At 71.2% G+C, this 15,557-nt stretch carries 11 protein-coding genes and 1 pseudogene; 4 read left to right on the top strand and 8 right to left on the bottom strand.

Translation table 11 applies throughout. The features are described from left to right. Positions 1–7 precede the first annotated feature (7 nt). Both Adu01nite_RS12095 and Adu01nite_RS12090 read right to left on the bottom strand, forming a co-directional pair. Positions 8–2,422: a beta-glucosidase family protein gene (locus Adu01nite_RS12095; protein ID WP_239132331.1), complete on the bottom strand. Its 2,415-nt coding sequence runs from the start codon at positions 2,420–2,422 to the stop codon at positions 8–10. A 32-nt stretch (positions 2,423–2,454) separates the two neighbouring features. Further along, a complete protein-coding gene (locus Adu01nite_RS12090; protein WP_203726710.1) occupies positions 2,455–4,581 on the bottom strand; it encodes a glycoside hydrolase family 3 protein in 2,127 nt (708 codons plus the stop codon). Positions 4,582–4,636: 55 nt separating this feature from the next. On the opposite strand from Adu01nite_RS12090, the gene Adu01nite_RS12085 reads away from it, so the two are divergent. Continuing rightward, positions 4,637–5,179 carry a TetR/AcrR family transcriptional regulator gene (locus tag Adu01nite_RS12085; protein WP_203726709.1) on the top strand — a complete coding sequence of 181 codons (543 nt, stop codon included), beginning with the start codon at positions 4,637–4,639 and terminating at the stop codon, positions 5,177–5,179. Here Adu01nite_RS12085 and Adu01nite_RS12080 read toward each other — a convergent pair. Together Adu01nite_RS12080 and Adu01nite_RS12075 are read right to left on the bottom strand one after the other, a co-directional pair. Next, positions 5,172–5,828 carry an alpha/beta hydrolase gene (locus tag Adu01nite_RS12080; RefSeq protein WP_203726708.1) on the bottom strand — a complete coding sequence of 219 codons (657 nt, stop codon included), beginning with the start codon at positions 5,826–5,828 and terminating at the stop codon, positions 5,172–5,174. The two genes, Adu01nite_RS12085 and Adu01nite_RS12080, sit on opposite strands and share 8 nt — an antisense overlap. Before the next feature lie 50 nt (positions 5,829–5,878). Further along, positions 5,879–6,304 (bottom strand): MarR family winged helix-turn-helix transcriptional regulator, encoded by a 426-nt coding sequence (locus tag Adu01nite_RS12075; protein WP_203726707.1) that lies wholly within the window; start codon positions 6,302–6,304, stop codon positions 5,879–5,881. 82 nt (positions 6,305–6,386) lie between these two features. On the opposite strand from Adu01nite_RS12075, the gene Adu01nite_RS12070 reads away from it, so the two are divergent. Further along, positions 6,387–6,995 (top strand): FMN-dependent NADH-azoreductase, encoded by a 609-nt coding sequence (locus Adu01nite_RS12070; RefSeq protein WP_203726706.1) that lies wholly within the window; start codon positions 6,387–6,389, stop codon positions 6,993–6,995. A gap of 60 nt (positions 6,996–7,055) precedes the next feature. On the opposite strand, the gene Adu01nite_RS47730 is transcribed toward Adu01nite_RS12070, so the two are convergent. Further along, positions 7,056–9,548, bottom strand: coding sequence for a tetratricopeptide repeat protein (locus tag Adu01nite_RS47730; protein ID WP_307836629.1), 2,493 nt, complete (start codon positions 9,546–9,548; stop codon positions 7,056–7,058). Between the two features lie 399 nt (positions 9,549–9,947). On the opposite strand from Adu01nite_RS47730, the gene Adu01nite_RS12055 reads away from it, so the two are divergent. Continuing rightward, a complete protein-coding gene (locus tag Adu01nite_RS12055; protein WP_203726705.1) occupies positions 9,948–10,394 on the top strand; it encodes a carboxymuconolactone decarboxylase family protein in 447 nt (148 codons plus the stop codon). A gap of 14 nt (positions 10,395–10,408) precedes the next feature. After that, on the top strand, positions 10,409–10,813 hold the full coding sequence (locus Adu01nite_RS12050; RefSeq protein ID WP_203726704.1) for an iron chaperone: 405 nt from the start codon (positions 10,409–10,411) through the stop codon (positions 10,811–10,813). A gap of 100 nt (positions 10,814–10,913) precedes the next feature. Here Adu01nite_RS12050 and Adu01nite_RS12045 read toward each other — a convergent pair whose 3' ends face one another. The 3 genes and pseudogenes from Adu01nite_RS12045 to Adu01nite_RS12035 all read right to left on the bottom strand — a co-directional run bounded on the left by Adu01nite_RS12045 (position 10,914) and on the right by Adu01nite_RS12035 (position 15,132). Further along, positions 10,914–12,179, bottom strand: a complete 1,266-nt coding sequence (locus Adu01nite_RS12045; protein ID WP_203726703.1) for an MFS transporter — start codon at positions 12,177–12,179, stop codon at positions 10,914–10,916. Between the two features lie 62 nt (positions 12,180–12,241). Next, positions 12,242–12,394 (bottom strand): annotated as a pseudogene (locus tag Adu01nite_RS49095) (carbohydrate-binding protein); the annotation flags it as partial. Positions 12,395–13,557: 1,163 nt separating this feature from the next. Then, a complete protein-coding gene (locus Adu01nite_RS12035; protein ID WP_203726701.1) occupies positions 13,558–15,132 on the bottom strand; it encodes a glycosyltransferase family protein in 1,575 nt (524 codons plus the stop codon). Between the last annotated feature and the right edge of the window lie 425 nt (positions 15,133–15,557).

Genomic DNA, 15,557 nt, shown 5'->3' with positions numbered 1-15,557 from the left:
GGCGAAGTTAAGCCCTGTGCAGGTTGCCGTTGGGTTCCACGGCGGCGCGTAGGCGGATATCTCCCAGACCGCGTGCGATGAGCAGTTCGCCCGCCAAATCGAGGTCTGCCCAGCGGTGGGCGGATGTGTCCCAGCGCCGCCACAGGCGGGCATCGCACTCGACCGTGACGTCGGCGGTCGCGCCCGGCCCGACCTCGGCTCCGGCCCAGCCGACCAGGCGAACCGGCTGCCCGGCATCGGCGGGCTGGAAATAGACCTGAACAACCTCCCGGGACGTATGGGTGGCCAGGTTGCGGACGGCGACGGTCACCCGTGGTGCCGGCCCGGCCAGGTCGGCGCGGGCGTCCGCGTACTCCCATCGGCCGTACCCGAGGCCGTGCCCGAACCAGTAGCGGGGCGCCGGCGCCCGGCCGGCCGCGTGTCCGCGGTAGCCGACGAACGGCCCCTCCGCGTACTCGAGCACCCCGGCCTCGGGGGTCACCGACCAGGCGGGGCCGGCGCCGTCCGCGATCGGCCAGGAACTGACCAGGCGTCCGGCCGGCTCCAGGTCGCCGAGCAGCGCCGCGGCGACCGCGTGCCCGCCCTCCTGGCCGGGCAGCCCGACGGCGAGGATCGCGTCGACCCGATCGGCCCACGGCAGCAGCACCGGGGTCGCCGAGTTGACCACGACCACGGTCCGGGGCGCGACGGCGGCGACCGCTTCGACCAGGGCGTCCTGCGCGCCGGGCAGGGCCAGGGTGGTCTTGTCCCGGGACTCGGTCTCCTGCTCGTCGGTGAGCCCGACGACCACGACGGCGAGGTCGGCGCCCCGGGCCGCGCGGACCGCGTCGGCGATGGCCTCCTCGTCGGTCTTGGGCGCGGGCCGGGCGATGAGGCCGACCAGCGCGTGCTCGGTGCGGCCGAGGTCGAGTTCGGCCTCGACGACGACCGGGCCGTCCAGGTCCACGATCAGGGTGTGCGGGCGCGGCGCCAGGATGGCCTCGCCCGGGATGCCGGTGAGCGGCTCGACCACGAACTCCTCGTGGAGCGCGCCGGCGGTCAGCACCCACGAGCCCAGGCCCAGGACCCCGAGCTGGACCGGGCCCTTGTGGTCGAGGCGCGCGCTGAGCCGGACCCGGCCGACCGGGCCGGCCAGCCCGCTGTCGAAGCCGATGATCCGTTGCGCGTCGGCCATGTGGTCGTCGGTCAGTTCGTCGCCGTCGCCGGTCATCAGCCGCACCCGGATGCCCGGGCGGCCGTCGACCGGATCGGTCACGAAACCGGCGCGGGCCGGCGCCGGGGTGGTGCGCACCTCGACGCCACCGGCGAACCGGACCCGGTCGCCGAGGACCGCGGTCAGCCCGTCCGCGATCGACACCTGATGCGGGGCGGTGACCATCGAGGATCCGCCACCGAGCAGGACGGTGTCGGTGGCCGGCACGCCGATCAGGGCGATTCTGTTTTCACTTCCGAGCGGGAGAACCCCGTCATTGGTCAGGACCGTCATGCCGGCGGCTGCCATGTCCCGCAACTGCGCACGGCGCTGAGGATCGTCCGGCGCGGGCGGATCTTCTGGGTGCGCGCGCGGGCTGCCGAGCGCACCGACCCGATCGGCCAGCCGCAGCAGTCGCCGGACGTGGTCGTCGATGGCCTCCTCGGCGACCGCGCCCTCCGCAACCGCGTCGACGAGAGCCTGACCCCACGGCCCGTACGGCCCCGGCATCACCAGGTCGAGCCCGCCGGCCGCGGCGGCGACCGACCTGGTCGCGAACCAGTCCGACATGATCAGGCCGTGGTAGCCGAGCTCGCCCTTGACCACGCCGTTGAGCAGGGCGTCGTGCTCGGTGGCGGTGACCCCGTTGATCGCGTTGTAGGCGGCCATCAGGGTCCACGGGTCGGCGTCCTCGATCGCGATCTCGAACGGCAGCAGGTAGACCTCGCGCAGCGTCGCCTCGTCGACCCGGTTGTCCACCGTCTGCCGCTCGGTCTCGGCGTCATTCGCGACGAAGTGCTTCAGCGAGGTGCCCACGCCACGCTTCTGCACCCCCTTGATGTACGCCGCCGCCAGCTTCCCGGTCAGCAACGGGTCCTCGGAGAACGACTCGAACACCCGGCCGGCCAGCGGACTGCGATGCAGGTTGATGGTCGGCCCGAGCACGACGTGCACGCCCTGGCGCACCGCCTCGCCGGCCAGCAGCTCCCCCGCCGCGAGCAGCAGCTCCTCGCTCCAGGTGCCGGCCAGCGCGGTGGCGTTCGGCAGCAGGCAGGCCAGCGGCCCGCCGCTCATCGACTGCCCCTTCACGCCGGTCGGCCCGTCGGAGAAGGTCATCGGCGCCAACCCGATGGCCGGGTCACCGTGCAGCGCGGCGAACGACGCCCCGGTCAGCAGCCGCACCTTCGCCGGGAGGTCCAGCGCGCGGAGGAGCTCGTCGTAGTCGCCCACCAGACTCAACTCTCACTAGACGAAAGTTAGTTTCAATTCGCTGTCACCCTACCCCGGAGCCGGAGCGGCGCGGTAGATGCGGCGGGGTCGCCGGCGAAGGCGGCCGCCTCGACCACGACCTCGTCGGCGGCGGGCACGAAGCCGGCCGCGGTCCACCGCTGAAACGGCCTGGTCGAGCCGGTCACCGTCACCTCGGCCGTCTCCCCCGCCGCCAGCACGACCGGCGCGAAGCCGAGCAGCACCCGCCGCGGGAAGTCCACCGCCTCGACCACGCCATAGAGCTGAACCACGTGGCGGCCGGCCCGGTCACCGGTATTGGTGACGCCCACCGTGGCGGTGAAGCTCTCGCCCCCGACCGGCGCCAGCGCGAGGCCGCCGAGGCCGAACGTCGTGTAGGACAACCCGAACCCGAGCGGGAAGGCGGCCGCGTGCCCGTCCCGGTCGAGAAGCCGCTGGCCGAACCACCGGTCGTACTCGATCTTCGTGGCCGTGCGGTCGAAGAACGGCAGGTGCTCCTCGCTCACCGGGATCGAGTACGGCAGCCGGCCCGCCGCGTCGACCTTGCCGAGCAGCACGTCGGCGAGTGCGTGGCCGCCCTCGACCCCGCTGTACCAGCCGATCAGCACAGCCGGCACCTGGTCGCGCCACTCCTCGGTGATCACCGCGCCGGCCGTCACGATCACCACCACGGTGCGCGGGTTCGCCGCGGCGACCGAACGGATCATCGCCACGTCGGCCGGGAGCAACCGCAGGCTCGCCCGGTCGCCGCCGGCCGCGCCGCCCATCGTGGCCGCCGCCTGCGACAGGTCGAAGCCGGCGGCACCCTCCGGCACCGGCGGGAACAGGGCCTGCAACGCCGGGTCGGCCATGGTGTCCGCGCCGAGGTATTCACCCTCGTCGGCGGCGGTGTAGCCGACCACCACGATCGCGACGTCGGCGTCGCGTGCGGCCTCCGCGGCGGCCTGCGCATCGTCGTCGGTCACCTGCTTGATGCGTACGCCGTCGAGCGCGGCCGTGAGTCCCTCGACCGCCGTGACCACCGCCGGGGACCGCACGTCCGACGACCCGTGGTCCCCGGTGTTGGCCGTCGCCGCCAGACGCCCGATGACGGCGACGCTGCCGAGCGCGCTCGCGTCGAGCGGAAGTAAACCGTCATTCGTCAGCAGCACCATCGACCGGCGGGCGACCTCCCGGGCCAGTTCGCGGTGCTCGGCCCCGAACACGACCGCGGCGGACGGCTCCGGCTCCAGGTCACGGGCGTGGAAGGCCAGCTGGGTGCGCAGGATGCGGCGGGCCGCCCGATCGACGTACTCGTCCGCGGTGGTTAATTGCTCTGCCCGTTGCTGACGGAACGGTTCCTCGACGTCGAGGCCGGCCCGCAGCGAGGCGTGCGCGTCGCGCAGGCCGAAGATGAAGTCGGAGACGGTCACCCCCGCGAAGCCCCACCGGCCGCGCAGGATGCCCTCCATCAGCTCCTCGTTCTGGCCGGCCCATTCGCCGTTGACCGAGTTGTAGGCGGTCATGATGCCGTCGACGCCCTCCTCGACGACCCGGCGGAAGTGCGGCAGGAACACCTCGTGCAGGGTGGCCTCGTCGGCGGTCACGTCCACCGAGAAGCGGGCGTTCTCCATGCTGTTGAGCGCGTAGTGCTTGGCCACCGCCATCGCGTTGCGCTGCACCCCGCGGACCAGGGCGGCGCCGAACTCGCCGAGCAGCAGCGGGTCCTCGCCGTACGTCTCCTGGACGCGGCCCCAGGCCGGATGCCGCGGCAGGTTGATGCAGACGCCGCCGAAGAAGTTCGCCCCCTGGGCCCGCATCTCCCGGCCGATCGCGATGCCGACCCGCTCCTCCAGGCCGAGGTCCCAGGTGGCGCCGCGGGCCATCGAGACCGGGAACGCGGTCGAGGCGCCCATCACCACGCCGCGCGGGCCGTCGCTGAACCGCAGGCCGGGCAGGCCGAGCCGGTCGACGGCGCCCATCACGATCGGCCGCAGGTTGTAGCCGGCCGCCATCTCGGCCATGCCCGGCCAGAAGTCGTCGTCGCCGTCGAGCAGCCAGAGCTTCTCGGCCGCGGTGAGCTCGGCCAGCAGGGCGTCGGTCTCGGCGGCGAGGTCCGCCCCGGCCCGTACCCGCTGCACCGCGTTATCGAAGGTCGTCATCGCAAATCCCCTTACCGACACCAGTGTAGGTAAGATGGAGTTTACGATCCTTTCCATGACCGTCAAGCGGGTACGGCTGACCGCGGACGTGCGCCGCGCACAGCTCGTCGACGAGGCGACCGCACTGATCGCCCGGATCGGCTACCACCGCTTCTCGATCAAGGCGCTCGCCGAGGCCACCGGGCTGACCCGGGCCGGCGTCCTGCACCACGTCGGCTCCAAGGAGCAGCTGCTGCTGGACGTGCTGGCCCTGCGCGACGAGCGGGACAACGCGGTCATCCTCGACAATGCCGCCGGGCTCTCCCCGCGGGAGATCCTGGACAGCATCGTCCGGCGCAACCTCGGCCAGCCGGAGATCGTCCGGCTCTACACCGTGCTGGCCGCCGAGGCGCTCGACCCGGCGCACCCGGCCCACGCGTACTTCGCCGACCGGCTCCGCACGGGCACCACGATGATGGCCGAGTTGCTCGGCGACGATCGCGAATTGGCCGTCGAGATCTACTCGTTCATGGACGGCATCCAGCTCAACTGGCTGCGCGAACCCACGATCGACATGTGGCGGGAATGGACCCGATTCAGCGAACGGATCTTCACTTGATGCCCTGCCGGCACAGCCAGCCGAGAACGTAGTCGGCGACCGCACGCCACCCGGCGTCGGTGGTCAGCGAATGGCCGCGGTCGGCGAACTGCTTCAGGTCGGTGGTCGCGGCCGAGTCACCGTACAGCCGGTAGGTGGCCCGGGTGACCGCGTCCGGCACGTCCTGGTCCAGCTGTCCGGAGATGAGCAGGAGCGGACCGCGGGCAGTACTGGCGATGTCGACGATCGGCGCCTCTCCTGGCTCGGGCACGACGAACGGAGCCGGGCTGATGGCGACTCCGGCCCGGCCGAGGCCCGAGCAGAGCAGCTTCTGCGTCAACAGGCCGCCGAACGCATGACCGACGATGACCGGCGCGGCCGGCAGGTCCGCGATGATCCGCGCGTAGTACTCAGCGACATCGCCGAGACCAGCGGCCGGCTCACCGGGCGTGATCAGCGCACCCGACCCTCCGGGCTCGATCAGCTCACCGGCCGCGCCCGGCCCTCCGGGCGTGACCGGCCCTCCGGGCGTGACCGGCCCTCGGGGCGTGACCGGCCCTCCGGGCTCGATCGGGGCGAATCCGCGGGCCTCGAAGAGGTCGCGCCACGGCTGCCATGAGGTGTGCGGCCGGCGGCCGGGGATGAAGAGAACCGGGGTCGGCGTGGTCATACCGGCAAGGGTTGCCACCCGGTCGCGGCCGCCGAATCGGTCGGATGACCCTAATTGAGCACCTTTCCCAGCGCGGCCGCGACCGTACGCGCCTCGGTGGCCGTCATCCGCGAGGTGAAGTGCTGCCGGATCGCCTCGAGATAGACCGGGGCGGCGGCGCGCAGCCGATCCCGCCCCGCCTCGGTGATCGTCGCGTAGGCGGAGCGACGGTCGTCCGGATTGACCTCGCGAGCGACCAGACCCGCGTCGGCCAGCTGATCGACCACCCGGCTCGCGCGGGTGCGGCTGACCACCGCCACCTGGCCCAGCTCCCCCATGCTCAGCCGGCGGCCGGGCGCGGAGTTCAGCTCCAGAAGCACGTCGTACCAGGTGAGCGGCAGCCGGCAGGCGGCCTGCAACTCGCGGTCGATCAGCGGGACCAGCGCCGCGTGCACCCGCAGCAGCGCCGCCCAGGCGGCCGGATCGGTGTCGCTCATCACGAGAGCCTACCCAACTCTTGTGCGTGCGCACGCATCGATCTAATAATGTGCGTGCGCACGCATTCTTTAAGGAGTCGCCATGACCACCGTCCTGCACATCTCGGCCTCACCCCGCGGCGAGGCCTCCGAGTCACGGGCCATCGCCACCACCTTCCTCGACACGGTCCGCGCGGGGTCACCGGAGGTTCCGATCGAGGAGTACGACCTGTGGGACGGCACCCTCCCGGCGTTCGGCCCCGAGGCGGCCGCCGCCAAGATGGCCGTCTTCGCCGGCGCCGAACCCCACAGCCCCGCCTGGGACGCCGCGGTAGCCACGTTCCACCGTTTCGACGCCGCCGACCGATACGTGTTCAGCGTGCCGATGTGGAACGCCGGAATCCCGTACATCCTCAAGCAGTTCATCGACGTCATCAGCCAGCCCGGCCTGGTCTTCGGCTTCGACCCGGCCGACGGCTACCGCGGCTTGCTGCAGGGCAAACGCGCAGCGGTCATCTACACGAGCGCGGTATACCCCGCCTTCGGCACCGATTCCCAGGTGCCGTACCTCGAGGACTGGCTGCGCTGGGCCGGCATCGACGACATCCGCAGCGTCCACTTCCGCCCCAACCTGGTCACCGCCGACGCCGCCGAGGGCAGGCGTCTGGCCCACGCCGAGGCGCGCGATCTAGCGAAGGGATTCTTGCGATAGGTACGGGTACGCCTCCCCACCACCCGACACCGTCCCCGGCGCCTGCCGCTTGATGGGCCGCTATCCGTCGAGAAGTCCCGCCGCCCGGCGGGTCTCCTCGTACTCGCGCCGGCAGTCGATCTCCAGCTGCACCTCGTTGAGCGGTTTCAGCAGCTCCAGCGCCTTTTCGTGATGCCGCAGGGCCTCCGCGGGCGAGCCGGCCATCCGCAGCGCGACACCCAGCCCGTTGTGACACCAGGCTTGGTTGTGCCGAAGGTCGTGCTGCTCGGCCAAGCTCAGTGCCGCACCCAGAACACGCAGCGATTCGGCCCGGTCGTCCACCGCCAGCGCCACCCCGAGCGTCACCAGCCCGGTGATCCGAGCCGGCCCGTCGGCAAGCGCGATCGAGGCACGAGCCAACTCCACCGCCTCCGCCCGATCGCCGAGGCGCAGCGCCACCCAGCCCTCGAAGGCAAGCGCCTGCGACTCCCCGGCCCGATTCCCCAGCTCCGCAAACTGCGCCCGGGCCCGCCGAAAGTCAGCCCGAGCCGCCACAAGTTCACCGAGATCCCGCCGCACAAACCCGATCCGCAACGCCACCGCGGCCGCCAGACCGTCGCCAGGCTCGACCCGTTCGTAAGCACCGAGCGCTTCGGTCAGCCGACCCGCCGCCGCATAGGCAAAGCCAAGCTCCACGAGAAGCGAGGCAACTCGCCGCCCGCTGTCTTCACCCGAAGGCCCAGCGCCGCCCTCACCCGAACGCCAACCAGCACCGCCCTCGCCCGAACCCGCAGCACCGCCCTCATCCGGAGCTGCAGCAGCGCCGCCCTCCCCTGGAGCCGCAGTGATGCCGAGGCCTGTGTCCAGCCGTTCGGCGGCGGACACGGCGGCCTCGAGCATGTGCACCTGGTCGTCGGTGCCGCGGTGCCGGAAGAACCAGACCCGCATGGCCTGCGGGAGCTCGGCCACGACCTCGTCGGCGCCGAGCCGTATCGCCGCGTCGAAGGCGGCGACCAGGTTGACGTATTCGAGATCGAACCAGGCCATCGCCAGCGCCGGGTCGCCCGGGTCGGGCCGGGGCCGCTGCGGCGACGGCAGGATCCGGTCGTGGGTGACGGCCTGCGCCAGATAATGGCCGACCGCGCGACGCACCGCGTCGTCCGCCCGCGGCTCCTCCTCGGCGGCGAGGTCCGCGGCGTAGCGGCGGATCAGGTCGTGCATCCGGTAGCGCCCGGGCACGGTCTCCTGCACCAGGTGGGCGTCGATCAGCTCGTCGAGGATCGCCTCGACCTGGGCCGGCGGCAGATCGGCGAGCGCGGCCGCGACGCCGGCCTCGAAGTCGGCCCCCGGCAGCACGCCGAGCAGCCGAAACACACGGCGAGAACCGGCGTCGAGCTGCTGCAGCGACATCCCGAAGACGGCATCGAACCGACCGGCGTTGTCACGCAGCCGCTCGGCCAGCACGGCCACCGTCCAGCCGGGCCGGTGGCGAAGCCGGGCCCCCGCCATCCGCAGCGCCAGCGGCAACCCACCGCATTGCCGCAACACCAGACCGATCGCTTCCTCCTCGCCGTGCGCAAGCCCACCACCGCGACCAGGCTCACCGGCGGCCCGAGCGGCGCCGCCAGGGGCCGGGCCGGTGGCCGCACGACCGGAGTTCCCCGGGGTCAGCCCGGCGGGCGGAGCGGTACTGCCGAGCGCCGACCCGGCCGCACGACCGGAGTCCCCCGGGGTCAGCCCGGCGGGCGGAGCGGTACTGCCGAGCGCCGACCCGGCCGCACGACCGGAGTCCGCCGGGGCCAGCCCGGCTGCGCGGGCGAAGAGGGTGGCCGCATCGTCGTCCGTCAGCGGCGCCAGCGACACCGGCGGCACGCCGTCCAGGCTGACCAGGCGGTTGCGGCTGGTGATCAGGACGGCTGACTTCCCGGCGCCGGGGAGCAGCGGGCGGACCTGTTCGGCGTCGGCGGCGTTGTCCAGCACCACGAGCGCGCGGCGGCGGGACAGCTCCGATCGCCACAGCGCGGCCCGTTCGGCGGCGCCGGGTGGCAGGTGCGTGAGGTCGAGGCCGGCCAGCAGCCGGGCGAGGGCGGCCTGCGGTTCGAGCGGCTCCTGGCCCGGCGTGAAACCCTGCAGGTCGAGGTAGCGGCCGCCGTCCGGGTAGGCCGCGGCCAGCCGGTGCGCCACGTGCAGGGCCAGGCTGGTCTTGCCGACCCCCGCCATGCCGTCGACACAGGCCGCGCCGGTCGTCCGCAACAGCTCTTCGATCTGCCCGGCTTCCGCCTCGCGCCCGGTGAAGTCGAACAGGTCGGCGGGCAGATCGTTGCGCCGTGGAGCGGGTGCGGCGCCGGCCTTGGTGGCCTCGGCCCAGACCGCCCGCAGCGGCCGGGGGTCACGGCCGACCACTCGGCACAGCGCGACAACTGCCTCCCACGGCGGAACGAGCCGGCCGGTCAAGTAACGCGACAGCGAGGAGCTGCTCAGCCCCGATTCCCGGGCGAGCGAACGCAGGCTGAGGCCGCTCAACTCCCGGATGGCGGCGAGCTGGGCCACCAGGCGCTCCTGCGGGCTCGACACGTGCAACACCGTACTTGTCCCGTCCCGCCCAACCAGCCATGCGGCACATTTTCGCTGGTCAAGACGTCTCGGAGTGTCCCACGGTGTCCCACCGACGGCGCGCGGCGGCGCGGCCGGGTGGTCGGATGACACCTGTCCGCAGCTGGCAGAACCAAGCCGGCGGCCAAGGAAGCGATCGCGGCAGCCGACGAAGCAAAGCCGGCAGCGGACGAAGCGAATGGCCGCCGAGGAAACGAACGCGGCAACGGCCGAAGCGAAGGCGGCGGCCGAAGGAGCGAACACGGCAGCCGACAGAGCGAAGCCTGCAGCCGACAGGGTGTAGGCGGCAAGCGACAGCGTGCAGGCCACGGCCGATGGAGCTAAGGCAACGACCGAAGCCCCGAGGGGAAAGGAGGCGTGATGCGGACCGAGCGGATGGCGGATCCGGTGACCCTGGTCGCCGGGGCGGCAGCAGCCTTGGATGCCCTCGGCACAGCCGTTGCCGACGCCGGGCTGGACGGCCGGCTGCTGGCGCTGTGTCACCTTCGGGCCAGCCAGATCAACGGCTGCGCCCACGGCGTGGCCCAGGGCGTCGAGCGGGCCGCCCGCCACGGCGCCGCCGCGGACCAGCTGCACGCGGTCGCCGCGTGGCGGGACACGCCTTGGTTCAACGCCGAGGAGCGGGCCGCGCTGGCGCTGACCGAGGCGGTCACCCGGATGGAGCCGGACCCGGTGCCGGATCGGGTCTGGGACGTCGCCGCCACCCACTTCGACCAGAACGAGCTGGCCGCGCTGCTGCTGGCCATCGCGATCACCAACGCCGAGAACCGCATGGACACGTCGACCCGCCGCCAGGCGGGCAACTGAAGGGGAATCCAGTCATGGCTACGAAGAAGTTCACCGACGAGGAGCGCGCCGCCATGAAGGAGCGCGCCAAGGAGCTGAAGAAGGGCCCGGACACCGAGGCCGACGTCCTCGCGAAGATCGCCGAGATGACCGGCACCGACCGGGAGCTCGCCGAGCGGGTGCACGCCGTGATCAAAGACAATGCACCGGAGATCACCCCGAAGCTTTGGTACGGCATGCCGGCCTACGCCCGCAACGGCAAGGTGGTCTGCCACTTCCAGCCGGCCGCGAAGTTCAAGACCCGGTTCGCCACGCTGACCTTCAGCGACCAGTCCAACCTGGACGACGGCGCGATGTGGCCGGTGTCGTTCGCCCTGACCGAGCTGACCCCGGACGCCGAGTCCCGGATCGCGGCGCTGGTCAAGCAGGCGATGAGTTGACGCGCGACTCACCCGGGCGATGAGCTGGCGCACCGCACGCCCGGGCGATGAGCTGGCGCGACGTCAGCAACATGGCATCTGTCATACGCACCGCTACCGGTCAGCCGCGTTCGGCGGGCGGCGAGGCCGGCGGCAGGGCGGGCGGCAGGGCGGGCGGCAGGGCGGGCGGCGAGACTGGCGGCGAGACTGGCGGCGAAGCTGCGCGTGGGACGGTGCGTGGGACGAAGCGGTACAGGGTGGCGGCCGCGGCCAGGCCGACCAAGCCGGAGACGACGATGCCGGAGGCCAGGCCGGCCACGGCCGTGACCGCGGACAGCAGCACCGGGCCGAGCGCCGCGCCGCCGTCGGCGAGCTCCCGCCACACGCCGAGGAACGTGGGCCGGCCCAGCGCCGGGGCGGCGTCGGCGCCGAGAGTGTTCACGATGCCGGAGCCGATTCCGTTGCCCAGGCCGATCACCATCGCCACCGCGCCGAGCGCGACCGCACTGTGGGTCAGTGGCAGGGCCAGGAAGGACAGGCCCATGACCAGGGTGCACGGCACCGCCACGGCCCGCCGCCCCCACCGGTCCATGACCAGCCCGGCCGGGTAGAACACCAGCGCCTCGACCGCGCCGGAGACGCCGAACAGGATCGACGAGGTGCTCGCGTCCAGGTGCAGGTGGTGCGCCCAGAGCGGGATGACGACCTGCCGGGTCTGCCGGATCGCGGCCAGCAGCAGCACCCCGGCACCGAGGGTGACCAGGGTGCGCCAGTGCTCGCGGACGATCCCGGACGTCGAGACGCCCGCGGACGAGGAGTGTTCGTCGAGGTCGGGCACGGTGTAGGCGATGAGACCGGCGGCCACGATCGCGACCAGCGACATCGCGTAGGCGCCGTCCAGCCCGGCCAGCTTGATCACGCCGGCCCCGGCGAACGGGCCGACGAACGCGCCGATCCGCACCACCCCGCCGAGCGTGGACATCGCCCGCGCCCGCATCCCGATCGGCACCACCTCGGTCAGGTAGGACTGCCGGGCCAGCTGGAACACCGCCCCGGCGATGCCGAGCGCGAAGACCCCGGCGGCGAATATCCACAGGCCGAGGTCGAACAGGCACACCGCGATCCCGGCGGCACTCAGTGCCGCGGCCGCGAGCATCGACCGGCGTTCGCCGAACCGGGTCGTCATGACCCCGGCCGGAATGTTCGACAGGATCGACCCGATGCCGACCAGCGACACGATCAGCCCGGCCGCGGCCACACTGGCGCCCCGGTCGATCGCGCTGATCACGATGACCGGCGCGATGACCCCTTGGGAGAACCCGAAGAGCATCGATGGCCCGTACACCGGAAAGGCAACCGACCGCAGGCTGAACGCGTCGGTCGGCATGATCTTGATTCTGCCCGTCGCCCCCGGTCCGGGGGCGACGGGCAGATGTGATGTGCGATTCAGCAGGTGCCGTTGTCGGCCCAGACGTCCCACTGGCCGCTGTGGGTGGCGGGCGACTCGTTCTGCGTCCACCACTTCGCCGTGTACTTGTGGCCGTTCTGACTCGCCGTGTTGCCGGCCGTGTAGACCGCGGTGGCGCTCCAGGCCGGCACCGAGCAGGCGCCGCCGGTCGGCGATGTGGTCGGGGCGGTGGTCGGCGTCGTCGTCGGGGTCGAGGTGGGCGGGGTCGCCCCCGCGAAGCGCGCCGAATACTTCGTGAACTCCCAGGCCGTCTGCGGCACGCTGCTGCAGGTGCCCGAGGTGGTGCTCTGGTTCGGGTCGGCGCACTGCCGATCCCGGTTGACCGACCAGTTCGTGTAACGGGCCAGCTTGTGGCTGGTCGCGTAGTCGAGCGTGGTCTGGAAATCGGCCTGATAGAAGTACTCGCCGGCGTCACTGCGCCCGTTCATCTGCGAAATGCCTTCATGGGCGTACGCCGTGGAAGAGTCCCAGCCGAACGTGTTCATAAGGATCGTGTGGAACGCCTCGAGCGCCGACACCTGCGAGCCGCCGCCGTTGAACCCGCCGTCGAACGGCATGATCGAGAAATTGGCCGGGGTAAATCCCTGCGACTTCGCTTCGAGCAGCATCTGGGTGCCGAACCAGCCGGTGCCGGACGCGGTCCCGGCGGTGGTGATCGAGACGTACAGCCCCGGATTGTTCTGTTGCAGGATCCGGGCCGCCCCGACCTCGTTGTGCACGGCCGCGGTGTTCTCGTACTCCGGTTCTTCGAGGTCGAAGTCCATCGCCTTGAGTCCGTATTTGGTGACGACCTGCTGATAGGCGGCCGCGGTGGCTTCGGGCGTTCCGCAGGTCTGCCCGAGTTTGGTGCCGCCGTATCCGCCGATCGACACGCTCACGTCACCGCCGTTGTCCCGGATCCGGGAGATCATCGCGGCGGCTTCGGTATCGCCGGAAACGGCCCGGGTGCCGTCCCAGGTGGGCGTGCAGCCGCCACCGTTGGGCGCGAGGATGAAGGCGAGCTGGAACGCTTTCTGCCCGGTGGCGTTCATGACTTCGACCGGGTCGGGCGGGCTGTTGTCGAACGGCATCAGGTACGGCGCCGACGCGTACCAGTTGCTGCTGAGCGTGGCGGCATCGGCTTGGGCAGCCACCGCGATACCGCCCGCCGCGAGCGCGACGACGCCGGCCCCGGCAATGAGCAGCCTCTTCATGAGACCTCCTGGGGATGGGGGGAAGGAGGAAAGACCGCGATCAATCTTTAAGAAAGTTTATTAATCCCCACCCGGTAAAGCACCCATGACATTTGTCATGGATGTCATGCCTCGGCCGGCACCCGCCACAGCTCGACGCCGCCGACGGCCGAGGGCGGCCCGAGCACCGAGATCAGCACTCGTCGCACCGCGGCCCGGTGCGGGGCGGCGGGCAGCAGGACGACGATCGCGGCCCGCCAATAGCGCAGATCGGAGAGCACCGCCTGCCGCTCGCCGCCGATCAGCACCGGCACGCGGCCGGTCCGGCGAATGCCGTCGAGGAGCAGGACCGTGTAGCGCGCCGGCGGCGACCAGGATCCCGAATTGTCGCGCGGCGGATCCTTGGGGCCGAGGAAATAGCCGCGCGGCACCGGAAAATCCAGATGATTGAGGGCCGCGATGCGCATGCCGTCCCGGCCGGTGACCATGGCCGGTAGCGGCACGATGACCACGCTCCGGCCGTCCGGCACATAGGAGCGCCAATTCCCGTCGGCGAAAAAGGCCGGCGTCGGTGGCGCCGGCCGGGTGTGCAGCGGAAGCGGGAACAGCGGAACCATGGCCACCGCCATTCCGCCCCAGAACGCCCCGCGCCAAAGGCGCGAACACCGCCGAACCCGGTCGCCGGCCAGCGCGAACAGCACCCCGACAATCGTCGTGGTGGCCAGCGCATATCGGGACGTGCTCACCAGATCGAACACGGGAAGCCGGTCCAGCCAGCCGAGCGGAGCCGGTCCGATCGAGGTGGCCTTGGTGATCCGCAACCGGCTGCCGAATGACATGACCAGCAGGACAAGACCGGCGAGCGCCACCGACCGAGCCGCCACCGACCGCCACAACAACGCCATCGAAACCAAGAGCATGAGGCAGGCGCCGGGCCCCCACAACGTGGCGTCCTCGGTGAGACTTCCGCCGCCGACCCGTTTGGCAATCGCGTCATTGCCGGCCAGCACCCCACGCGGATAGGCGACGATCGACCCGAGCGGCGTCGCATAGAGATCCGGCCGGAACGGCAGCCCCGAGTAATGCCCCGGCCCGAAGAACTGCCAGTAGAGCGGATAGGCCAGCAACACTCCGGCCACGCCCGCCGCCACCAGCAGCCCGGCCAGGAAATCGCGCACCGGCGGCCGGCTGAAGGCAAAGAAGAAGGCGACGAACCCGAGCGTGATCGCCAGCAGCAACAGAAACTCTTCGCCGACAAAGGCTTGCACCGCGATGAGTACGCCGAGGAGCGCACCGCCGCGCCACCGCCGCCCCGGTTCCCGAAGCCGGATGACCTGCCAGACGATGAACGGCACCACGAACCCGCAGGCCAGATTGGGTTGCCCGTTGGTGTGCAGGACGAAGCCGGGCGCGAACCCGATCCAGAGCCCACCGGCAAAGGCCGCGACCCGGCTTTCCACCAGATGCCGGGACAACAGCCACCACCAGGCCCCCGCCGTCCCGGCGAGAGCCACGGTAAGCATCACCGCGAACGAGACAGCCGGCCCGAACTCATGGGTGACCGGAGCGAGCGGAAGGCTGATGGCCAGCACCGAGGTGTTGGCCATCAGATTCACACCATCGGGAAAGTTGAGCCGATCGGTGTAGAACGGCGAATCCCCGTAAAAGACCACCCGCTCGCCATGGGCAAGCATGGCCATGAAGAAACCTTGATCATCATGGTTGTAGAGCAGCCGACTGCTGGGCCCGCCCCAGAGCCCTCGCGCAACCCAGAGCGCCAACAGCAGATAGCAGAGAAGAACCACGGAGTCGGCCAAGCCGTCCCGGATCCTGGCGGAGATTCGAACGGGCTCAGCCGCCCCCGTGGCCACGAATCCATTGTGTCGGGCGCAGCGGCCCGCCCGCTGTCCCGAATCCGTCAGTCAGCCACCCACCCTCATTCCCGAAGAATTCTCAGATCACCCAGATGATCAGCGCAGGACAGTTTGGTGTCCGACGTGCCCACCCACCGCGAGACAGTTTGGTGTTGACTTTCCCACCCGGCCCGGGATGTGCGGGTTACCTGGTGTCCAAGTTTTCAGGGGTGCCCCGACGGTTTTGCCCAGAACCCGTGAACTGCCCGCAG

It is taken from the genome of Paractinoplanes durhamensis, assembly GCF_016862175.1.
Lineage (GTDB): Bacteria > Actinomycetota > Actinomycetes > Mycobacteriales > Micromonosporaceae > Actinoplanes > Actinoplanes durhamensis.
Note: the sequence above shows the minus strand (reverse complement) of the source record. Positions and strands in the feature narration are given on the sequence as shown.

What these genes read in the sequence shown, in the direction of transcription:
- Adu01nite_RS12080 (WP_203726708.1), bottom strand. Translation starts at nt 5,828, where the DNA reads ATGACCACGCCGACCCCGGTTCTCTTCATCCCCGGCCGCCGGCCGCAC.
- Adu01nite_RS12090 (WP_203726710.1), bottom strand. Translation starts at nt 4,581, where the DNA reads ATGACGACCTTCGATAACGCGGTGCAGCGGGTACGGGCCGGGGCGGAC.
- Adu01nite_RS12075 (WP_203726707.1), bottom strand. Translation starts at nt 6,304, where the DNA reads ATGAGCGACACCGATCCGGCCGCCTGGGCGGCGCTGCTGCGGGTGCAC.
- Adu01nite_RS12050 (WP_203726704.1), top strand. Translation starts at nt 10,409, where the DNA reads ATGGCTACGAAGAAGTTCACCGACGAGGAGCGCGCCGCCATGAAGGAG.
- Adu01nite_RS12035 (WP_203726701.1), bottom strand. Translation starts at nt 15,132, where the DNA reads ATGGCCATGCTTGCCCATGGCGAGCGGGTGGTCTTTTACGGGGATTCG.
- Adu01nite_RS12045 (WP_203726703.1), bottom strand. Translation starts at nt 12,179, where the DNA reads ATGCCGACCGACGCGTTCAGCCTGCGGTCGGTTGCCTTTCCGGTGTAC.
- Adu01nite_RS12055 (WP_203726705.1), top strand. Translation starts at nt 9,948, where the DNA reads ATGCGGACCGAGCGGATGGCGGATCCGGTGACCCTGGTCGCCGGGGCG.
- Adu01nite_RS12070 (WP_203726706.1), top strand. Translation starts at nt 6,387, where the DNA reads ATGACCACCGTCCTGCACATCTCGGCCTCACCCCGCGGCGAGGCCTCC.
- Adu01nite_RS12085 (WP_203726709.1), top strand. Translation starts at nt 4,637, where the DNA reads ATGACCGTCAAGCGGGTACGGCTGACCGCGGACGTGCGCCGCGCACAG.